This is a genomic window from Proteiniphilum acetatigenes DSM 18083, assembly GCF_000380985.1.
Classification (GTDB): domain Bacteria; phylum Bacteroidota; class Bacteroidia; order Bacteroidales; family Dysgonomonadaceae; genus Proteiniphilum; species Proteiniphilum acetatigenes.
Genome location: NZ_KB905703.1, coordinates 80,408 through 99,260 on the forward strand (window position 1 = coordinate 80,408; position 18,853 = coordinate 99,260).

Annotated in this window: 20 protein-coding genes, 1 tRNA gene, 1 CRISPR repeat array and 1 riboswitch; of the genes, 6 read left to right on the forward strand and 15 right to left on the reverse strand. The window is 42.6% G+C overall.

What is annotated here, in order from left to right:
• The first annotated feature begins 9 nt into the window (after positions 1-9).
• Genes cas4 through cas2 form a run of 3 tightly spaced genes read left to right on the forward strand, consistent with a single transcriptional unit; the run spans position 10 to position 1,805 of the window.
• The gene (cas4, locus tag F597_RS0115560) at positions 10-522 is read left to right on the forward strand and encodes a CRISPR-associated protein Cas4 (RefSeq protein ID WP_019540685.1); all 513 of its coding nucleotides are present in this window, start codon (positions 10-12) and stop codon (positions 520-522) included.
• Positions 519-1,538, forward strand: a complete 1,020-nt coding sequence (gene cas1b / locus F597_RS0115565) for a type I-B CRISPR-associated endonuclease Cas1b (protein ID WP_019540686.1) — start codon at positions 519-521, stop codon at positions 1,536-1,538. The genes cas4 and cas1b overlap by 4 nt, the downstream gene beginning before the upstream one ends.
• Positions 1,539-1,805 carry a CRISPR-associated endonuclease Cas2 gene (cas2, locus tag F597_RS0115570; protein WP_019540687.1) on the forward strand — a complete coding sequence of 89 codons (267 nt, stop codon included), beginning with the start codon at positions 1,539-1,541 and terminating at the stop codon, positions 1,803-1,805.
• A gap of 212 nt (positions 1,806-2,017) precedes the next feature.
• A CRISPR array of direct repeats spans positions 2,018-2,690; the repeat unit is 29 nt; unit sequence CCATTAATCGTACTAGGTAGAATTGAAAT.
• A 90-nt stretch (positions 2,691-2,780) separates the two neighbouring features.
• Here the strand turns inward: cas2 and F597_RS0115575 are convergent.
• The 7 genes from F597_RS0115575 to F597_RS0115605 all read right to left on the reverse strand — a co-directional run bounded on the left by F597_RS0115575 (position 2,781) and on the right by F597_RS0115605 (position 10,042).
• On the reverse strand, positions 2,781-3,017 hold the full coding sequence (locus F597_RS0115575) for a hypothetical protein (protein ID WP_026327520.1): 237 nt from the start codon (positions 3,015-3,017) through the stop codon (positions 2,781-2,783).
• Positions 3,018-3,251: 234 nt separating this feature from the next.
• Complete coding sequence (ahpF, locus tag F597_RS0115580; protein ID WP_019540689.1) at positions 3,252-4,805, reverse strand: alkyl hydroperoxide reductase subunit F; 1,554 nt, start codon at positions 4,803-4,805, stop codon at positions 3,252-3,254.
• A 74-nt stretch (positions 4,806-4,879) separates the two neighbouring features.
• Positions 4,880-5,446, reverse strand: a complete 567-nt coding sequence (gene ahpC, locus F597_RS0115585) for an alkyl hydroperoxide reductase subunit C (RefSeq protein WP_026327521.1) — start codon at positions 5,444-5,446, stop codon at positions 4,880-4,882.
• Positions 5,447-6,047: 601 nt separating this feature from the next.
• Positions 6,048-8,165, reverse strand: coding sequence for a prolyl oligopeptidase family serine peptidase (locus F597_RS0115590; RefSeq protein ID WP_019540691.1), 2,118 nt, complete (start codon positions 8,163-8,165; stop codon positions 6,048-6,050).
• Between the two features lie 142 nt (positions 8,166-8,307).
• On the reverse strand, positions 8,308-8,724 hold the full coding sequence (trxA, locus tag F597_RS0115595) for a thioredoxin (protein ID WP_019540692.1): 417 nt from the start codon (positions 8,722-8,724) through the stop codon (positions 8,308-8,310).
• Position 8,725: 1 nt separating this feature from the next.
• On the reverse strand, positions 8,726-9,685 hold the full coding sequence (gene trxB / locus F597_RS0115600; RefSeq protein WP_019540693.1) for a thioredoxin-disulfide reductase: 960 nt from the start codon (positions 9,683-9,685) through the stop codon (positions 8,726-8,728).
• A 9-nt stretch (positions 9,686-9,694) separates the two neighbouring features.
• A complete protein-coding gene (locus F597_RS0115605; RefSeq protein WP_019540694.1) occupies positions 9,695-10,042 on the reverse strand; it encodes a YbbN family protein in 348 nt (115 codons plus the stop codon).
• Positions 10,043-10,266: 224 nt separating this feature from the next.
• Between F597_RS0115605 and F597_RS21020 the strand changes: the two genes are divergently transcribed.
• Positions 10,267-10,962, forward strand: a complete 696-nt coding sequence (locus F597_RS21020) for a Crp/Fnr family transcriptional regulator (protein WP_019540695.1) — start codon at positions 10,267-10,269, stop codon at positions 10,960-10,962.
• 124 nt (positions 10,963-11,086) lie between these two features.
• Here F597_RS21020 and F597_RS0115615 read toward each other — a convergent pair whose 3' ends face one another.
• The 6 genes from F597_RS0115615 to thiM form a co-directional block, all read right to left on the reverse strand.
• Positions 11,087-11,350 (reverse strand): hypothetical protein, encoded by a 264-nt coding sequence (locus F597_RS0115615; protein ID WP_019540696.1) that lies wholly within the window; start codon positions 11,348-11,350, stop codon positions 11,087-11,089.
• A gap of 356 nt (positions 11,351-11,706) precedes the next feature.
• A tRNA-Val gene (locus tag F597_RS0115620) sits at positions 11,707-11,781 on the reverse strand.
• A gap of 52 nt (positions 11,782-11,833) precedes the next feature.
• Complete coding sequence (thiD, locus tag F597_RS0115625; RefSeq protein ID WP_019540697.1) at positions 11,834-12,646, reverse strand: bifunctional hydroxymethylpyrimidine kinase/phosphomethylpyrimidine kinase; 813 nt, start codon at positions 12,644-12,646, stop codon at positions 11,834-11,836.
• 18 nt (positions 12,647-12,664) lie between these two features.
• Entirely contained in the window at positions 12,665-13,318 is a 654-nt protein-coding gene (tenA, locus tag F597_RS0115630) for a thiaminase II (protein ID WP_019540698.1), read from the reverse strand.
• Positions 13,319-13,380: 62 nt separating this feature from the next.
• Entirely contained in the window at positions 13,381-14,019 is a 639-nt protein-coding gene (gene thiE / locus F597_RS0115635; protein WP_019540699.1) for a thiamine phosphate synthase, read from the reverse strand.
• Positions 14,016-14,810: a hydroxyethylthiazole kinase gene (thiM, locus tag F597_RS0115640; protein ID WP_019540700.1), complete on the reverse strand. Its 795-nt coding sequence runs from the start codon at positions 14,808-14,810 to the stop codon at positions 14,016-14,018. Before thiM ends, thiE begins: the two co-directional genes overlap by 4 nt.
• Before the next feature lie 162 nt (positions 14,811-14,972).
• A riboswitch (TPP riboswitch) is annotated at positions 14,973-15,069 on the reverse strand.
• A gap of 319 nt (positions 15,070-15,388) precedes the next feature.
• Between thiM and F597_RS0115645 the strand changes: the two genes are divergently transcribed.
• Both F597_RS0115645 and F597_RS0115650 read left to right on the forward strand, forming a co-directional pair.
• Complete coding sequence (locus F597_RS0115645) at positions 15,389-16,504, forward strand: DEAD/DEAH box helicase (RefSeq protein ID WP_019540701.1); 1,116 nt, start codon at positions 15,389-15,391, stop codon at positions 16,502-16,504.
• 49 nt (positions 16,505-16,553) lie between these two features.
• A complete protein-coding gene (locus F597_RS0115650; RefSeq protein WP_019540702.1) occupies positions 16,554-16,997 on the forward strand; it encodes a cold-shock protein in 444 nt (147 codons plus the stop codon).
• An 88-nt stretch (positions 16,998-17,085) separates the two neighbouring features.
• Here F597_RS0115650 and F597_RS0115655 read toward each other — a convergent pair whose 3' ends face one another.
• Together F597_RS0115655 and F597_RS21025 are read right to left on the reverse strand one after the other, a co-directional pair.
• Positions 17,086-17,835: a LytR/AlgR family response regulator transcription factor gene (locus tag F597_RS0115655; protein WP_019540703.1), complete on the reverse strand. Its 750-nt coding sequence runs from the start codon at positions 17,833-17,835 to the stop codon at positions 17,086-17,088.
• A complete protein-coding gene (locus F597_RS21025; RefSeq protein WP_019540704.1) occupies positions 17,810-18,841 on the reverse strand; it encodes a sensor histidine kinase in 1,032 nt (343 codons plus the stop codon). The genes F597_RS0115655 and F597_RS21025 overlap by 26 nt, the downstream gene beginning before the upstream one ends.
• Positions 18,842-18,853: the final 12 nt, after the last annotated feature.

Consider the following 18,853-nt stretch of genomic DNA (forward strand, 5'->3'; position numbering starts at 1 on the left):
ATTGCGTCTATGACTATCACCGGCACTCATTTCAATTATTATCAGGTTTGTAAACGAAAATTGTGGCTGTTTTCAAACGGGATCAGTATGGAGCATACCTCTGACTTGGTGTTTGACGGTAAATTAATCCACGAAAACAGTTATCCACAGCGGTCGGAACGATACGAAGAACTGGAAGTGGATGGGTGTAAAATCGATTTTTACGATGCCCGGAATAAGATCATCCATGAGATCAAACGTTCGGACAAAGTGGAACAAGCGCATGAATGGCAAGTGAAGTATTATATGTATGTGTTGGAACAAAACAGTGTTGAAGGGGTTACTGGACTGTTGGAGTATCCCACGCTTAGGCATACAGCTAAGGTGGTCATCACGGAGGAGGACAGAACGAAAATCAAGGCTATGAAGCAAGATATTCAGGGGATTATCAGGTCGGATGATTGTCCTCCTATAATTAATGCAAAGATCTGTAGAAATTGTAGTTATTATGAGTTTTGTTATGTAAGTGAAACGGAATCATGAAGAAAACATACTATCTCTTTAATCCGGGTCTGTTGGAACGAAAGGATAACACATTGAAATTTACTCCATACGAAGAGGATGGAAATGGCGAGATGTTTCATCCGGGACAACCTCGTTATCTTCCGGTGGAGGATATCGCTGAGTTTTATGTGTTCGGTTCCTTACAGGCCAAGAGCTCCCTTTTCAATTTTCTGGGACAGAAAGATATCGCCCTTCACTTCTTTGATTATTATGAAAATTATACCGGTTCGTTTATGCCGCGTGATAGTTTATTGTCCGGCAAGATGTTACTGGCACAGACATCGGCTTATCAGAATAAGAAAAAAAGAATGGAGATTGCCCGTAAATTTATAGAGGGCGCGGCTTTCAACATGATCAAGAATCTGAGGTATTACAATATACGCGGAAAGGATCTGGACGGGGTGATCGGGAAGATAGATGAATATAGCTCCCAGATAGTCCATTCAACAGTGGTTGACGAGTTGATGGGAATCGAGGGTAATATCCGGCAAACTTATTATGAAGGCTTCGATCTGATCATCAACGATTACAGCATGGAGGGAAGGAGTAAGCAGCCGCCCCGCAATGAGGTGAATGCGCTTATCTCCTTCGGAAATATGATGTGTTATAGTCAATGTCTGAGGGCGATACACCAGACGCAACTCAATCCTACGATCAGTTATCTTCATACTCCGGGAGAAAGGCGATATTCGCTCTCGTTGGATATTACGGAAATCTTCAAACCGATCCTGGTGGACAGGGTGATTTTTAAACTGTTAAATAAAAGGGAATTGCAGGAGAAGCACTTCGATCATAAACTGAACCGGTGCTTGCTAAATCCTTCTGGCAAAAAGATCTTTGTAAAAGCGTTTGAAGAAAGATTGACAGAGACTATCCAGCATCGTTCCCTGAAACGGAAAGTCAGTTACAGACATCTGATGAAGCTCGAATGTTACAAATTAAGTAAGCACCTGCTGGGTATGGAAGAGTATAAACCCTTTAAAATGTGGTGGTAGATGTATGTGATTCTGGTGTATGATATTGGCGAAAAGAGGGTAGGGAAGATGCTTAAACTTTGCCGGAAGTATTTAAGTTGGATTCAGAATTCCGTATTTGAAGGGGATATAACAGAAGTTAGGCTAAAAGAATTAATCTTGAGTGCGGAAAAGATAATGAAAAAAGAAGAGGATGATAGTTTGATTATTTTTTCCAGTCGTTCAGATAAATTTCTTGAGAAGCAAATTATTGGTAAAGAAAGAAGTAGTACCGATAATTTTTTATAGCTCATTGTCGATGGGACTGTTTATCTAATTGCTGAATAGCAAATTTAACCGAATGAGTTCTTTGACATATTGAAAATAAGGACATAAACTAAGTTGTCGATACCCCGGGATTTTTGTATCTTTGGCTATCGACAACTTTTTCAACAAGAATTCGATGATATTTTTCTGTTTAAATGCTGATATACAGCTTTATTTTTTGCCGTTTTTAACGGCCATTAATCGTACTAGGTAGAATTGAAATACTTTCTCGAAAGAGGCGATTTTATCAGAAGTGGCCATTAATCGTACTAGGTAGAATTGAAATTTTTATGCGGAAATAGATGAGAACGAAGAGGATAGTCCATTAATCGTACTAGGTAGAATTGAAATCAATGAATAAAGGTGCAAAAGCACATACGATAAATACCATTAATCGTACTAGGTAGAATTGAAATACGCTGAATCAAACACGATAAAGGTCGGGTGTGAATCCATTAATCGTACTAGGTAGAATTGAAATATAGCTTGGAAAGAAGTGGATGCGCTTATTGGAATGCCATTAATCGTACTAGGTAGAATTGAAATAAATCTATAACAAGGTGGATTGAAGAGGATGAGACCATTAATCGTACTAGGTAGAATTGAAATCTGTAAAAGAGATTGCAGACTTTTTTTGCAAGCACCATTAATCGTACTAGGTAGAATTGAAATTTACTAACGACAATAGCATAGCAAGTATCTTTATTGTCCATTAATCGTACTAGGTAGAATTGAAATAGAAGCTGAATTTTGAAAACGGCAAATGGGAGAATCCATTAATCGTACTAGGTAGAATTGAAATGTGATTTGGACGAAATCAACAGAATAATCAAAAGTGCCATTAATCGTACTAGGTAGAATTGAAAGGGATATGGATTGAAGATGTGCAAAAAAAAGCTGTCCCAAAACGAAGTTTACTTCGCTGAGACAGCCTCTTTTCCATAAGTTTCAGAACGGCTATTTCTTATCGGCTTTACTTTTACCGGCCGTTTTTTTGTCACCGCAACAGCCTTTTTGGGCATCTTTGCCCTCTTTGCAGCAGCCTTCTTTCTTCTCTTTTTTATCTTTATTTTCTTTGCAGCATTCGGTTTTTGCTTTGTCTGCCTGTTTCGCCGGCTTAGCGTCCTGCGCCATTACCCCGGCGGTGAAAGAGAGTACAAAAAGCATCGCTGTCGATAGAATCAATTTTTTCATATGTCCTAACAATTTTAGAATGATTATAAATGAATTTGTCAGCGCAAATATACGATATATAACTCTTATTCTACAGTAGCAGTATTGTTGATAATTGTTAATGACGATGCTGCCATGCCGCAAAATGAGCGGATGAATAGGCTGATTGGCGAACAAGTCACCTGCATGAAGAAGGGCATTTCATTGGCCGGAAACTTTCATCGCCGTATATCTCTTTACGGATACCCAGAATGATCAAATCACCCCGCGGATCCTGTCGTCGAATGCCGTCAGAGCTGCCTTCGCGCCTTCTCCCATAGAAATGATGATCTGCTTGTAGGGAACCGTCGTTACGTCGCCGGCAGCATAAATCCCGGGGACGTCCGTACGTGCGCGTTCGTCGATCTCTATCTCTCCGAAACGGTTGGTCTTTACCACATCTTTAAACGCTGCGCTGTTGGGCGCCAGACCGATCTGTACAAATACCCCGTCTAGGTCGATAACCCGTTCTTCTTCCGTCTTGCGGTCTTTCACCTTCAACCCGGTGACTTTTTCTCCGTTGTTGATCACTTCGGTCGTTTGCGAGTGGAGGAAGATCTCTACATTCGGCAGGCTTTTCACCTTCTCCTGTAATACCTTGTCCGCCTTCAGTTCTTCCAGGAACTCAAAAACGGTGACGTGAGAACATATCCCTGCCAGGTCGATAGCCGCCTCTATACCGGAGTTACCTCCGCCTATTACTGCCACACGCTTGCCTTTATAGAACGGACCGTCGCAATGCGGACAAAAAGCCACCCCTCTTCCGATGAACTCGGTTTCACCGGGCACGTTCAGCTTGCGCCAGCTGGCTCCTGTAGCAATGATCAACGCAGGTGCGGTAAATATCTCACCACCCTGGGTCAAGACGATCTTCTGTTTATTTTCCACTGTTACATTCTCGACTGAACGATGTTCGAAAATATCGATAGGATATTCGCTCATATGGTTTTTAAGATCATCTGCCAATTTGCTACCGGTTGTCCTGGGAACCGAGATCAGATTCTCTATCCCTCCCGTCTCATTGACCTGGCCCCCTACACGTTCGGCGACAACAGCCACATTCAACCCTTTACGGGCACTGTAGACAGCCGCTGCAACACCGGCAGGCCCTCCGCCTACCACAATCACGTCATATTCGCGGATGGTCTGTTCTTCAACTTCGGATGTCTCCGTACCATAATGCGCTTCCAATTTAGCCAGCAATTCGCCGAAATTTCCCCGGCCGACGTGTAAAAGTTCGCCATCGGCAAAAACTGCCGGCACTCCTTGCAGATCCAGAGCATCTGCTTCCTCCTTATAGATAGCGCCATCCACCGCTTCGTGCGTAATACGCGGGTTGATCACCGCCATGGCGTTCAGAGTCTGAACCACGTCCGGACAATTGGTACAGGTCAGCGACATATAAGTTGTCAGACGGATATCTCCCTTTAACGATTTCAATCTCTTCGTTACGAATTCATCGGGCAGGTTCTTACCTTTACCATCCGCATTCAGGACAGCCAGCAGCAGTGAGGTAAACTCATGGCCGGTCGGTACTGCACGGAATCTGATTCCCGTTTTCTCACCGTTTTTCAATATATCGAATGCGAGACCTTCACCCGGATTTTCCTGCAATGACAGACGATCCGAAACCGATACCACGTCGTTGAGTAGTTCGAGCAGTTGTCCACGGTTTGGATGGTTTTCTCTGACCGAAACATCGAATGTGTAATCATTACTGAGTTCCGAGAAGATACCCCGTAGTTGTTCTATTAAAGATGTATCTAGCATAATGTGTTAATAAAAAGACGGGTAACCCGTAGTAAACAATTCACCACAGGTTACCCGTCAGTAGTGATTGTATATTAAATTTTTCCTACCAGGTCGATGCTGGGTTTCAAAGTTTCCTGGCCTTCTTCCCATTTCGCGGGACAAACTTCGCCGTCGTGGGTCGCCACAAACTGGGCAGCTTTTACTTTGCGTACCAGTTCTTCAGCATTACGACCAATACCGTTGTCGTGAATTTCGGCGATCTTGATCTTTCCGGAAGGATCTATTACAAATGTACCCCTGTAGGCAACTCCTTCTTCTTCTACCATCACGCCGAATGCACGGGTGAGGAGCCCGGTCGGATCAGCCAGCATCGGATATTTAATTTTACGAATGCTTTCAGAAGCATCGTGCCATGCTTTGTGAGTGAAGTGTTTGTCTGTACTTACCGAGTAAACTTCTACGCCTATTCTCTGCAGCTCTTCGTACTTTTCAGCTACATCCACCAATTCTGTGGGGCATACGAATGTGAAATCCGCGGGATAAAAGAAGAAAATAGCCCATTTGCCCAATACATCGTTGTGGGTTACTGTTTTGAACTCGCCTTCGTGGTAGGCTTCTACTTTAAACTCTGTCAGTTGTGAATTGATAATTGAACTCATAATTTTTTCTGTTTTATAATTGAATGTTTCAGTATTGTGTAACATTTGATGTTTTGTAAATATTCCCGGAAGAACCTACCTTGAAAGAATACATTTATTATCGCTTATTGAAGCCCTCAGAACCGGTTCTTCCTTATTCGTGTTACAAAGATAGGTAAAGATTTTATTTATTGAAAAGCTTCTTTAATCGATAATATTTATATGGTATTGACTTAAGTTTTTGGCTTGGGATAAGACATTTCACCTGTTTTTGTCAATCTTCTGTCCGTCAGATAAATTCTGTAGTAATTGTTATTTTACTTCTACAGAAGTAGGTAATTATTTTGATACTCAATAGAAAACAGGTGAAAGACGAGACTGTCTCGAAATGAAGAGGAAAAGAGTAACCTAAAGCAATTTATTTACATATTCTACAAAGGTTTTAGGATATCTGAAAAGTCTATTCATTTCTTATTAAAATAGGAATTAAGGCAAAAGTACTGCTTTCTAATGAAAGCGTAACTGATATTTTTCTATGAAGATTGATTTTGAATCAAACTTTATAATAAAAAAATCCCAAGAGAAAAGCCTGGGATTTTTTTTGGATTTGTTACAAAGAATATTAGCTCCCTAATTGTCGTACTCCCATATTAAACAGAGTGAATGCCTGAATATCCGCATTTTCTTCTATAGTCTTGGATAGTGGCTTTCCTGCCCCGTGTCCGGCATTTACCTCAATCCTGATAAGCACGGGGTTTGTACCGTTTTGCTTTTCCTGTAGCCCGGCTGCAAACTTAAAGCTGTGCGCGGGCACAACCCTGTCGTCGTGGTCGGCTGTGGTAATAAGCGTTGCCGGATATTCTATTCCCGGTTTTACGTTATGAACAGGAGAATATGTCAATAAATACTCAAACATTTCCTTGCTTTGGTCGGCTGTTCCGTAATCATAAGCCCAACCGGCTCCTGCAGTAAAGGTATGGTAACGCAGCATATCCAAAACTCCAACCGCAGGAAGCGCTACTTTGAACAAATCAGGACGTTGTGTCATACAAGCGCCGACCAAAAGTCCCCCGTTAGAACCTCCTCTGATCGCCAGATAATCCGGTGAAGTATAACCATTCTCAATCAGAAATTCTCCTGCAGCAATGAAATCATCAAATACATTTTGCTTTTGCGTTTGAGTTCCTGCTACGTGCCATTGTTTACCATATTCTCCTCCTCCTCTCAGATTCGGCACGGCATAAATTCCCCCGTTTTCCATCCAAACCGCATTGGCAATTGAAAAGCCCGGAGTAAGACTCACGTTAAATCCTCCGTAACCATAAAGAATGGTCGGATTTTTTCCGTTGAGTTTAATTCCTTTTTTGTGCGAAATAATCATAGGAATTTTTGTTCCGTCTTTTGAAGTATAGAATACCTGTTTTGACTCGTAATCATCGGAATTGAATTTCGCTTTTGATTTTTCGTACACTTCTGTTTTTCCTTCTTTCGGTTCGTACGAGTATATCGTTCCTGCCGTAATATAATTCGTAAACGTGAAATAAAGTGTCGTATCTTCTTTTTTACCTCCGAATCCTCCTACTGATCCCACTCCCGGAAGCTCAACCTCACGAACTAAATTCCCATGGTAATCATATTGCTTTACCTGCGAAATCGCATCTTTCATATAGTGGGCAAAGAAATACCCCGAACCGGTGGAAGGAGAAAGTACATTCTCCGTTTCAGGAACAAAATCGACCCAGGGAGCAGAAGGGTTTTTGGCATCAGCTATCACGATTTTGCGGTTAGGTGCATCTTTATCGGTTACGATAAACAATTTGTCCCCGTCATTTTCAATAACATAATGATCGTTATCGAAATTATTTACAAGAGTAACAATCTTACTGTTTGGATTTGTCAAATCTTTAATATACAATTCATTTCCGTAAGTGGAATTAGCCGCAGTAATAATCAGATATTTATCATCTTCCGTTACATAACCCCCGATATAACGTCTTTTTTGGTCAAGTCCGAAAACTATTTTGTCTTCCGATTGCGGCGTTCCCAATTTATGGTAATACAATTTGTGCTGGTCTGTCATTGCGGAGAGTTCACTTCCTGTCGGCTTATCATAGCTCGAATAATAGAATCCCTCGTTTCCTTTCCACGAAAGTCCGCTGAATTTAATATCAATAAGTGTATCTCCCAGAATTGCTTTGGAAGTTACATCCATAATGATGACTTTTCTCCAGTCACTTCCCCCTTCCGAAATAGCATAAGCCACCGTTTTGCTGTCTTTGGAAAATTCCAGCCCTGCCAACGAAGTAGTTCCGTCCTCTGAGAAATTATTCGGATCAAGGAAGATCTCTTCATTTCCGTCTTTATCCCTTTTGTACAAAACGTACTGATTCTGTAATCCGTCGTTTTTGAGATAAAAAGTGTAATCTCCTTCGGTAAACGGAGCGCCGATTTTCTCGTAGTTCCACAAATCTTCCAGTTTGTTTTTAATTTGATTTCGGAAAGGAATTTTTTCCAGATAGCCAAATGTCACTTCGTTTTGCGCTTTAACCCAGGCTGCCGTTTCGTCTGAACGGTCATCTTCCAGCCAACGATACGGGTCTTTAATTTCCGTATCGAAATAGGTATCCACCGTATCCACTTTCCTGGTTTCAGGATAAGTAACCTCTACTACTTGTTTGTTTTCTTGCTTACACGAAACCAAAGCAGATACAATACACATAAGGATAAGAACTTTTTTCATATGAAATGATTATTTAATTATTCACAAAAGTAGTTTTTTATAATCAAAGTCAAAAATAATTGTTAAAATGTTCTTCAAAAATTCCTGAATTTTGAATAGAAAAAAGATTAAATCCCTAAAATCTTGTTCGCTATAAATGCTATTACACACTACGAATTTGTTTCAGCAGGAAATCCCTGTTTTTGATCCCTACGAAACGGTTTATCTCGACGCCGTTTTTGAACAGGATCATTGTGGGAATACTCCGCACATTGTATTTCCGGGCAAGCGACTGGTATTGCTCAATATCTACTTTTCCGACATGGAGGTTCCCCGTCAGTTCATCGGCCACTTCGTTCAACACGGGGGCCATCATCCGGCAGGGAGCGCACCATGCCGCCCAGAAATCGACCAGCATTACTTTGCCTTTTGTCTGGTGCTGAAAGTTTTTATCCGTCAGGGTGATAATCTTTTGATGGTCGCCGACCATGGGAGTCTTTCTTATTTTAGCCTGGAGTCTGTACATATAAATAATAAAAGCCGGCGCGAGTAACCCGATAATAATTAAAACTGTTTGCATATCATGCCGGAATTAGTTGTTTCTTCGTTTTCAAATTGTGCAAATAGGCGGACGCGCTGAGTGCTGCCACCGTTCCGTCTCCCACGGCCGTGGCGACCTGGCGGAAACGCTTGGCGATGCAGTCTCCCGCGGCATATACGCCTTCGATGTTGGTGGACATGTCGGGATTTACCTGTATCTCTCCCCATTGGTTCAGTTTCACCTTGCCTTTCAGTAACTCCGTATTGGGGATATAGCCGATAAAGATAAACACGCCATCGGTGCTGAAACGGCTCGTTTCGCCCGTCCTGAGGTTCTTTATATCCACGCTCTCCAGCTTATCGTTCCCGTAGAATGCTGTAATAGACGACTCCATGGTAAAATCTATTTTCGGATTGTTGCGGGCTTCTTCCACGGCATGTTCGAAAGCCTGGAAATGATCGAACTGGTGGACGATATGGACCTTGGAGGCATATCTGGTGAGTGATACCGCCTCCTCAAGCGCTGAATTACCGCCGCCCAGCACAATAATTTCTTTATCTGTAAAGAAATCACCGTCGCAAGTGGCGCAATAGGATATTCCCCGGCCTTTGAATGTATCTTCACCCGGCACGCCTAATGTCCGCGAACGTCCACCCGTAGCAAGGATGACGCTGTCGGATGTGTAGCTGCTTCCGTCGGAAAGTGTCAGGCCTTTGGTTTCCCCTGCCAGTTCTAAACCGGAGATTACGACATTAGCCCGGATATCGCATCCGAAGGACTTTGCCTGTTTTTTCATCGTGTTGGCAAGTTGATAGCCGCTGATGCTTTCCACTCCGGGATAATTGGCAATTTCATGGGTAAGCACCATTTGTCCTCCCACCGTGCCCTCATTCACGATAAGCGTCCTGAGTTTCGCGCGCGACAGGTAAATGCCCGCCGTAAGCCCGGCGGGACCTGCCCCTATTACGATCGCATCATAATGATTCGTTGCGTTCATCATCTCAATCAGTTAGTTTTTACCGAACTTCTCATCCAATATTGCGGTAACCTGCTCTCTGGTCTGAATGCTGGAAGTGGCTTTTACCACTTTGCCATTCTTGTAATAGATTGTAAAAGGAATTCCCATAAATCCCCTTACTTCGGGCAGGTTGCGGATTACATACGCTTCGGGGTTGTCAAATTCCATGTCACAGAATTTTACGTGCGGGTATTCTTCTTCGAGTTCTTCGGCGATTCCATATACCGGGATACACATAGGCCCCATGCGTCCGCATATAACCATTACGTTTTCGTTCCCGTTGATGATGTCAGCATGATCTTCCGCTGTCTCAATGTGATGCAAATTTGTGTACAACATAATTCTGATAATATTAATTGTTTATACTTGACGATGCAAAATTACAGCGGCCAATGCGATAAATAAAGGAATTTACGCTCTTACAGGACAATATCCGCATTGAGATCGGATAGCTTTTTTATTGAGAAAGATTAACTTTGCATCCGGATACTTTTTATTGAATGAGAAAAACTCGACTGATAATCAGATCTCTGACATTTTAGCGATAAACCGATTTTACCGTAATGAAGACGATATTAGAAAACGACAACAATTTCGTATGTGACATACAGGCTCCCTGTTTTCAGATGTTGACGCCTGAAGAGGTTGAACTGGTACAGAAAAGCAAAACGCAGGTACTGTTCCGGAAAGGCGATAACCTGACCAAGCAAGGTGCTTTTGCCTCTTACGTGCTTTTTGTGATTGACGGTATGGTAAAACAATATATGGAGGGTGAGGGGAACAAAAGTTTTAATTTAAGAATTATCCGTCCCGGGGAATTCGTGGGACTATCCTCTGTTTTCCTCCGGAATACATTCAACTATTCATCGGTAGCCCTGACCGATTGCAGGGCATTCCTCGTGGAAAAGGATGCGATAGCCGGCGTGGTTAAACAAAACGGAATGTTCGGATTCAATATCATCAAAAGATACTGCGAACAGAATGCCGATTTGCTGGAAACACTGCACACCGTGATTTATAACCAGATAAACGGCCGTATGGCTAAAGCCTTGCTATATATCGACGGATTCAAGAAGGACTACCCTGAGATATTCCTGCTTCTCTCGCGAAAGGATATTGCCAACTTTGCCGGCACTTCTGTCGAAAGCGCAGTGAAACTGTTGAAAAATTTTGAGAAGGACGGATTAATACAGTTGAATGAAAAAGATATTTTGATTATCAACTACGAAGCACTGGCTGAAATAAGTAAAAGAGGTTAATAAAATTTATATTTTTGATTATTCTATTTCAATGCCCAGAGCAGATAATTGTTTGGTTATAATTCTAGGCGTTCAGGATCTTGTCTATTATCCCAAAAAGAAAGTATATATAAGTTATTCTTTATCACGGTGTAATAGATAGCATAATCATGCATAACTCCACTTTATGGATAGCATTGTGAAATATTTTTTTCGCTTCACTATGGGACATAACATTTCCGTTTTTCACGTCTTCCAATCCTCTATCTATTGCCTCCATTTCTGCAGCTGAAACTTCTATCTCATTTTCGTCGGTATGGCTCGTAAAGCGAATACGCATTTCTTTCAGGATAGACTTTACCAAGTTGCTTTGCCTTTCGTTTCCGGGTGTGATGATTATTGTTTCCATACTGATCTCTTTTTTATTTCTCGTAAAGATATACGATTTTTTCTTTTTATCAAATACCCATGCTTTTTTATCAGATAAAAAATAATAATAGAATGACCTCTGTCAAATTCGGGTTCGAATCCTAAAAGGTTAACCACTGGTACTTGAACCTTTTATCGGCCAATAATGAAATGGAGTATATGTGTTATCCTTTTAATATCAGGTGATTAAAAGATAGGGACAATGCCTATATAGGATTCGATCCCTGTTAACCACAATTTTTGGAAGTGGGTGAGAATGAAAAACCCAAAAATATGGAATTCTGGAAATCAGTTGATTGTAAAAAAATAAGCCTCAACTTGCGCTGAGACTTTGAGTGAACTGTGCAGGATTCGAACCAGCGACCTCTGCCCTGTCAAGGCAGCGCTCTAAACCAGCTGAGCTAACAGTTCGAGCCGCAAAAGTACTGAAAAATATGATATGTTCATCATAATTTCTTTTTTTCTATCTCCAGAAATCAAAAAAATGATGAACAGGTCCGTGTCCTTTGCCGATTTCATATTCAGCGCCGACTAAAATAGCTCGATCTATATACTCTTTCGCTTTCCTTACAGCATCGTTGAGCGGCAACCCGTACGCCAGAAAAGCGGCAATGGCCGAAGATAATGTACAGCCTGTTCCATGGGTGTTTTTAGTTGTGATACGTTGGGAACTTAGTGCTGTCAATTTATCGGTTTCGGCATTATAAAACACATCTATCAACTCATCCTCTGCCAGATGTCCGGCTTTTAATAAGACCGATACGGAACGGCCAAAAGAAAGATCCTTTACAACTAACGGTAAATCCTTTTGAGACCGGATCTCTTTCCCCAGTAATATCTCCGCTTCGGGAATATTGGGCGTTATGACGCGCACATGCGGTATCAACTCTTCTTTCAATGTACTGATGGCTTCGTCCTGCAGTAATTTGTCACCGGATGTGGCCACCATCACCGGATCCAGCACAATATCCCTGATGGCATATTCAGACAATGTGTCTTTCACCGACCGGATGAGTTCGGACGAATGGAGCATCCCTATTTTAATTGCATCCGCTCCGATATCATCCAGCACGGAACGGATTTGCCCTACAACAAATGGTACAGGGACAGGGTGTACACCGGTTACACCTACCGTATTTTCATCTACCACGGCCACAATCACCGTCGCACCGTAGCATCCGCAGGCGGAGAATGTTTTTAAATCAGCCTGGATTCCTGCGCCTCCACTCGGGTCACTGCCTGCAATGGATAAGGCTCTTCTATACTGTTTTTTCATTTTTTTCTTCTTTTAAAATTAAACTGGCCATTGTTCCTGTCTGTAAGCGCTGTCCCAGAAAAGCCATTCAAGTTTGGTACTTATAATAAAAGACTCGGTCATAGCTTTTTTGCGGTCTTCGGTACATTGTTCCGCAATTTCATCGCAAATGGCGATGGCTGATATGACGGACCTTGCAAACTCTTCGCCGCCATAGGTATCTATCCACTTTTGGTATGGATTATTATCTTTCGTTTGATGCTCCAATATATAATCTCCCACTTCCTTATAAACCCAAAAACAAGGCAATACCGTAGCCAACGCCACTTCTATGGGTGCATTGGCCAGTTGTTTCTGAAGAAAGGAAGTGTATAACAGACAGCTTGGCGATGGTTCTATCGCTCCGTTGCTCTTTAGCTCCTGCATAAAGGATTGATGCAATACTTTTTCAACCGCCAGAGTACCACCGGCAAAATGGATGAAAGCTTCGATATGCCCGGGATCCTCTAATTTTGATGCTATCCCGGTCAATACTTTCCCATAATCCGACAGATAAATAGCATCCTGCCGGATGTAAAACAGAAACGTTTCCTTGGGTAAGGTTCCATTGATCAGCCCTTTGATGAACGGAAGTGCCAATATTTTCTCATAAACGGGCTTTGTCGATTGCCATGCTTCTTCGCTCCACTTCATATTATGTATTTTTTGATTGACTGATGATACTTAAAATACGATCATCATATGTATAAAATCTACTATGCTTTTTTTGATTGATTTACGATATCCGACAGCTGTGATGCCGCCAACCGGGGATCTGCCGCCGACATAATGGCCGAAACAACGGCAATACCGTCTGCGCCGGCTTGTATTATATCCCGGGCATTGCTGTTGTTGATTCCACCGATACCGACACTGGGATGTTTCGACAAGAGAGAAATCTCACGAACGCCTGTCAGGCCTAACTCTTTAGCAGTATCTGTCTTGGTCGGAGTACTGAAAACAGGAGATATCCCGATATAATCTATATCCAGCTTATTGGCCTCAAGCACATCCTGTACATTTTCAACGGACAGGCCGATTATTTTGTTCTTCCCTAATATTTTCCGCGCAACTTCATAGGGAAGATCGTATTGGCCGATATGCAGTCCTTCGGCTTCGCAGGCAAGCGCTATATCTAACCTGTCATTGATAATCAACGGAATATTGTAAGGCTTCAGACACGCTTTGATTGTAATCGCCTGCCGGTAAAATTCTTTTGAAGAACAGTCCTTTTCGCGCAACTGCACCATGGTAACCCCTCCTTTTACAGCCTCTTCCACTACATATTCCAACGGCCTGCCCAGGGACAATAAACGGTCGGTAACCAAATACAGACTTAAGTCGAAATTCTTCATAGTCGAATATTTTGCCTTATGGCATCTTCGTCGATATTGAAAAGTGTATCCAGAAAGTTTATTTGCAGACTGCCGTTTCCTTTCGAGGTCCCGGCCGCAATTTCTCCTGCGATACCCATAATAAACATGGCGTGGGTGGCCGCTTCAAGGAAGTTCGGGTTGATAGCGGTAAAAGTTCCTACGATAGCGGATGCGGTGCATCCCATACCTGTCACTCTTGCCATCATCGGGTTCCCGTTCTTTACGGTCTCAACGGCGATTCCATCGGTTATATAATCCGTTTCCCCGCTGACAACCACGATTGCACCGGTTTCGTTGGCCAAAGCTTTAGCCGGATTTAATGCAGCTTCAGAACTGTTTGTACTGTCAACACCTTTGGTCCGCGCGTTGGCATTGGATAAGGCGATTATTTCCGAAGCATTGCCCCGGATGACCGAAGGCCTGCACTCTTCTATTATTTGCATACATACCCTCGACCGGTATGATGTGGCTCCGGCGCCCACAGGATCGAAGACAACCGGGATATGTCTATCCAATGCCGTCTTGCCTGCTATCAACATGGCTTTTACCCATTCGGCCTCAAGGGTGCCGATATTGATAACCAACGAAGAAGCTATACCGGCCATTTCGGCAACTTCATCCAGCGAATGCGCCATTACCGGCGATGCGCCTACTGCCAGCAACGCATTTGCCGAATTATTCATCGCCACATAATTGGTTATGTTATGTATGAGTGGGGACCTTTCTCTTACAAGGTTCAGGTCCCGAACCAAATTTTCAATACGTATCATTTTTATTAGAATTTAGATAGAATATGATTTTAAACATTATATTGTCAGAGGCTTTGTCCCTTAATCAACAAAACTTTTATCCATTTTTCAGCAATAAAAAAAGCCGTTCCATATTGGTGAAACGGCAATGATTGAATACATTGAATACTATGTAAACGTAATCTTTTTAAATTTCCGTTTCCCTACGATGTCAATTACAACATATCAGGTTCAAGGGTTTGATCTCAGCTCTTTATAAAAAGCACCCCTAACAGAGATATCACAAAGATATATATAAATGATGAATAATCCGGGTTTTGTCAATAAAAAACATTTATTATTGAGGCACCAAAGCTGTATATAATTTCAAAACGAATTGAATAATACTTAATAAACCGATTTATTTTCGTATCTTTGTACCCATTAGCAATTAAGTTCATATTGGATCTTTCTTCATCAATGTTTTGCTCCGCTGTTTTTTGCGGGTCTTCCCATCGCCGAAATCGACATCAAAATCAACTTATTTGTTTAAGTTATCAATCAGTTGCAAGAATGTGCCCATACAATTTAACGTGACACATCTTGTTTAATATTAAAACATGACATTTAAAGAATTATCTATTGTAGAGCCGGTATTGAGGGCTCTGAACGAAAAAGGACATACAATTCCCACACCAATACAACAACAGGCTATTGCCCCGGCACTTGACAACCGTGATATCTTAGGACTGGCACAAACCGGCACAGGAAAGACCGCAGCTTTTGTACTTCCCATCATACAACAACTCTATTTGAATAAATCTCAGGGTCGAAAAAGAGAGATCAGAGCGTTGATTTTAACACCTACGCGGGAACTGGCTATCCAGATCAACGAATGCCTGAGCGATTATATCCGCTATACGGGGCTTCGCCACTGTGTGATTTATGGTGGAGTAAAGCAGAATGCACAGGTAAATGCATTGAAACAGGGGATAGATATATTGGTAGCTACTCCGGGACGTCTGCTCGATTTAATGAACCAGAAGATCATCAGTCTCCAGTCTATCCGCCATTTTGTGCTGGATGAAGCTGACCGGATGCTGGATATGGGATTTATCCACGATATCAAGCGGTTGTTACCACAACTCCCCAGGGTGAAGCAAACCCTCTTCTTTTCGGCTACCATGCCGTCTTCTATAGCTGATCTCTCACGCTCTATCCTGCACAAGCCGGTCAGGGTAGAGGTGGCGCCGGTATCGTCGGTAGTGGACACCATAGAGCAATATATCTATTTTGTAGAAAAACCGGAGAAGAAAAATCTGCTGATAGACCTGCTGAAAAAGGATAGAAAGAAATCGGTACTGATATTTTCCCGCACCAAACATGGAGCGGATAAGATCGCAAGGATACTTAGCAAGTCCGGAATAAACAGTGCAGCCATCCACGGGAATAAATCGCAGAATGCCAGACAAAAGGCGCTGTCTGATTTTAAATCGCACAAAATACAAACCCTTATCGCGACCGATATTGCAGCCAGGGGAATAGATATCAACAATCTGGAACTGGTCATCAACTACGATCTTCCGGATGTGGCCGAGACCTATGTGCATCGCATCGGCCGCACGGGCAGGGCAGGGAATACAGGTACTGCGTTGACGTTCTGTGCCGATGAAGAGAGGGATATGTTAAAAGATATCCAGAAATTGACGGGAAAAACCCTTGTGGTAGCAAGCTAAACAACAATTCAATAAACAAAAAATAAATAAAGATATTTCAGGTATAAATATGGCTAAATCAGTTTCGTATAACAAAAGAGACATAGAAAAGAAAAAACAGGAAAAACGTTTGGAAAAACAAAAACGTAAAGAAGAGCGCAAAGCCAATGCAGGTTCCGGCTCATTGGATGATATGATCGCATATGTGGATGAAAACGGGGTGATCACCGACACTCCACCGGATCCGGTAAGAAAGCAGGAAATTGATATCGACAATATCGTGGTATCCACTCCAAAGAAGGAAGATGTCGTGGAGCCCGAACTCAAGGGACGGGTGGAATATTTCAATCCCGACAAAGGATACGGCTTTATCAAGAATGCGGCCAATATGGATAAATACTTCTTCCATATCAGCAGCGCACCGGCTTCTATCGATGAAGGAGATAAGGTTACCTTCGAGTTGGAACGCGGCAAAAAAGGGATGAATGCCGTGAATATTGTCATTACGGATTAAAGGATAGCCAACCGGACGAGATGACTTACAGTGGCTATTCAAAGATATAAATGCCATCCGTCAGAAGAGGTCTACATTGTAAACCGCATTACTCCACAATCCATTGCCGGAATTCGGATGCCCGGTTCTTACTCACATAGATCCTTTCGGGGATTGCCGTATCAAGCGTCAATAGCAACCGGTTATCAAACCAGATGGTGATATCTTTCACGCTTTTCTTTGCTACGATAAATTGTTTATTCGCCCGGAAGAATTCTTTCGGGTTTAATGTCGACATAATGCTGTCGAGCGTTTTCCTGTACGGATAGTTCTCACCGTTACGCATAAACACCCTTGTGTCATCGGACGAGGTATAGAAACAGGATACCTGGGCAAGGGACACAGGCAACAATTTGTCGTTTATGGGGATCAGGAGCCTTTCGGGATAACCTTGTACAAGGCTCAGTTCCGGCATCTTAGACAAATACCGGTGAATTTCCGTACGTCCCAGTTTATGATATTTATCCAGCGCCCGTTTTAAATATACTGGATCAATGGGTTTCAGGATGTAATCGATACTGTTTACCCTGAACGCCTCGATTGCATATTCATCATAAGCCGTAATAAATATAATAGGGATTTCTACCGTAATAGCCGAAAAAATATTGAACGCGGAGCCGTCAGACAAATGGATATCCATGAAAATCAGGTCCGGCGCATGGTTTTTTCCCAGCCATCGTACCGTTTGGGAGACACTTTCGGTAATTCCGGCGATTTCAATTTCCGGGGCAAGGTCGGCCAATATGGTTCTCAGGTTATCGACAGCCACCGTTTCATCTTCCACGATCAATACCTTCATACGATTTTTCCTTTAATGGTAAGAACACCCGAAAGATCCCGCCATCGGTTTCAACCCTAACCTCGCTGTCAAGCAGCAGTGAAAAACGGCTGATCAGGTTTGAAAGCCCTATCCCGCTTTCGGTCGGCGGGTCCAGTCTCTTCTGTATCGGATTTGAAAATATCAACTCATCCCCTCCATTCAGTGCAATGGAAACCACCATCGGATTTTCACTGTCGATCATGTTGTGTTTGATCACATTTTCCAGCAGCGGAAGAAAAGAAAGTGCCGGTATCAGCAGGTTGCGTTTGTTTTGGGGGATATCTATCGCAAACGACAGTTTATCGGCATACCGTACTTCCTGCAGGTAGCGGAAGGAATCCAGGAAACCGAGCTCCTCCTCCAGTTGCACAAGCCCTTTCCTGTCGCTCTGCAGGATATACCGGAACACGTTCGACAGTTTGTTGATGTATTCAAGGACGGTTTCCTTGTCCCGGTTACGCACCAATGCCGCTAACCCGTTCAGCGAATTGAAGAAAAAGTGCGGGTTGATCTGGTTTGTCAGCGCTTCGCAACGGCTTTGGAGGTTGTCGAGTTTCAATTGTTCGATTTCATGTTCTTTTTCCCGGTGCTTTATATAGAAAGTATAAGTATAACCGAGCAACAGGCAAAGCGCGCATACCACGATAAACTGGAATATCAGCAAGCCGCTGAACTGGTCCAGGTTTTTATCGGTAATTCTGGATATGGAAACGTACAAGGCATACGCCACGCTTGTCAACAGCACGGAAACGGCAATTCTCCTGAAAAAAAGGGCCTGGTTCATATTCCGTATATTGGTCCATACCAATATCCAAATCAATGCACTGAAAAAGAGATAGCGGAATATAAAAAAACCAAAATTCGCCAGGTATTCCGCGCTGTACTTTCCCCATAGCTTGACCATATTGGGATAAACGATGAACAGCCCGAATACCAGGCTCAGCATCATCAAACGTTTGTTGGACAGTTTTGTGATCAGTTCCATCGTAATGCTTCC

Bases quoted from the DNA above. Each gene is read 5' to 3' on its own strand.
- trxB (WP_019540693.1), bottom strand. From the start codon at position 9,685: ATGATGAACGCAACGAATCATTATGATGCGATCGTAATAGGGGCAGGT.
- F597_RS0115615 (WP_019540696.1), bottom strand. From the start codon at position 11,350: ATGGAAACAATAATCATCACACCCGGAAACGAAAGGCAAAGCAACTTG.
- ahpF (WP_019540689.1), bottom strand. From the start codon at position 4,805: ATGCTAGATACATCTTTAATAGAACAACTACGGGGTATCTTCTCGGAA.
- thiD (WP_019540697.1), bottom strand. From the start codon at position 12,646: ATGAAAAAACAGTATAGAAGAGCCTTATCCATTGCAGGCAGTGACCCG.
- F597_RS0115655 (WP_019540703.1), bottom strand. From the start codon at position 17,835: ATGAAGGTATTGATCGTGGAAGATGAAACGGTGGCTGTCGATAACCTG.
- F597_RS21025 (WP_019540704.1), bottom strand. From the start codon at position 18,841: ATGGAACTGATCACAAAACTGTCCAACAAACGTTTGATGATGCTGAGC.
- ahpC (WP_026327521.1), bottom strand. From the start codon at position 5,446: ATGAGTTCAATTATCAATTCACAACTGACAGAGTTTAAAGTAGAAGCC.
- thiE (WP_019540699.1), bottom strand. From the start codon at position 14,019: ATGAAGAATTTCGACTTAAGTCTGTATTTGGTTACCGACCGTTTATTG.
- cas1b (WP_019540686.1), top strand. From the start codon at position 519: ATGAAGAAAACATACTATCTCTTTAATCCGGGTCTGTTGGAACGAAAG.
- cas2 (WP_019540687.1), top strand. From the start codon at position 1,539: ATGTATGTGATTCTGGTGTATGATATTGGCGAAAAGAGGGTAGGGAAG.
- F597_RS0115575 (WP_026327520.1), bottom strand. From the start codon at position 3,017: ATGAAAAAATTGATTCTATCGACAGCGATGCTTTTTGTACTCTCTTTC.
- F597_RS0115590 (WP_019540691.1), bottom strand. From the start codon at position 8,165: ATGAAAAAAGTTCTTATCCTTATGTGTATTGTATCTGCTTTGGTTTCG.
- cas4 (WP_019540685.1), top strand. From the start codon at position 10: ATGACTATCACCGGCACTCATTTCAATTATTATCAGGTTTGTAAACGA.
- F597_RS21020 (WP_019540695.1), top strand. From the start codon at position 10,267: ATGAAGACGATATTAGAAAACGACAACAATTTCGTATGTGACATACAG.
- tenA (WP_019540698.1), bottom strand. From the start codon at position 13,318: ATGAAGTGGAGCGAAGAAGCATGGCAATCGACAAAGCCCGTTTATGAG.
- F597_RS0115605 (WP_019540694.1), bottom strand. From the start codon at position 10,042: ATGTTGTACACAAATTTGCATCACATTGAGACAGCGGAAGATCATGCT.
- trxA (WP_019540692.1), bottom strand. From the start codon at position 8,724: ATGCAAACAGTTTTAATTATTATCGGGTTACTCGCGCCGGCTTTTATT.
- F597_RS0115650 (WP_019540702.1), top strand. From the start codon at position 16,554: ATGGCTAAATCAGTTTCGTATAACAAAAGAGACATAGAAAAGAAAAAA.
- F597_RS0115645 (WP_019540701.1), top strand. From the start codon at position 15,389: ATGACATTTAAAGAATTATCTATTGTAGAGCCGGTATTGAGGGCTCTG.
- thiM (WP_019540700.1), bottom strand. From the start codon at position 14,810: ATGATACGTATTGAAAATTTGGTTCGGGACCTGAACCTTGTAAGAGAA.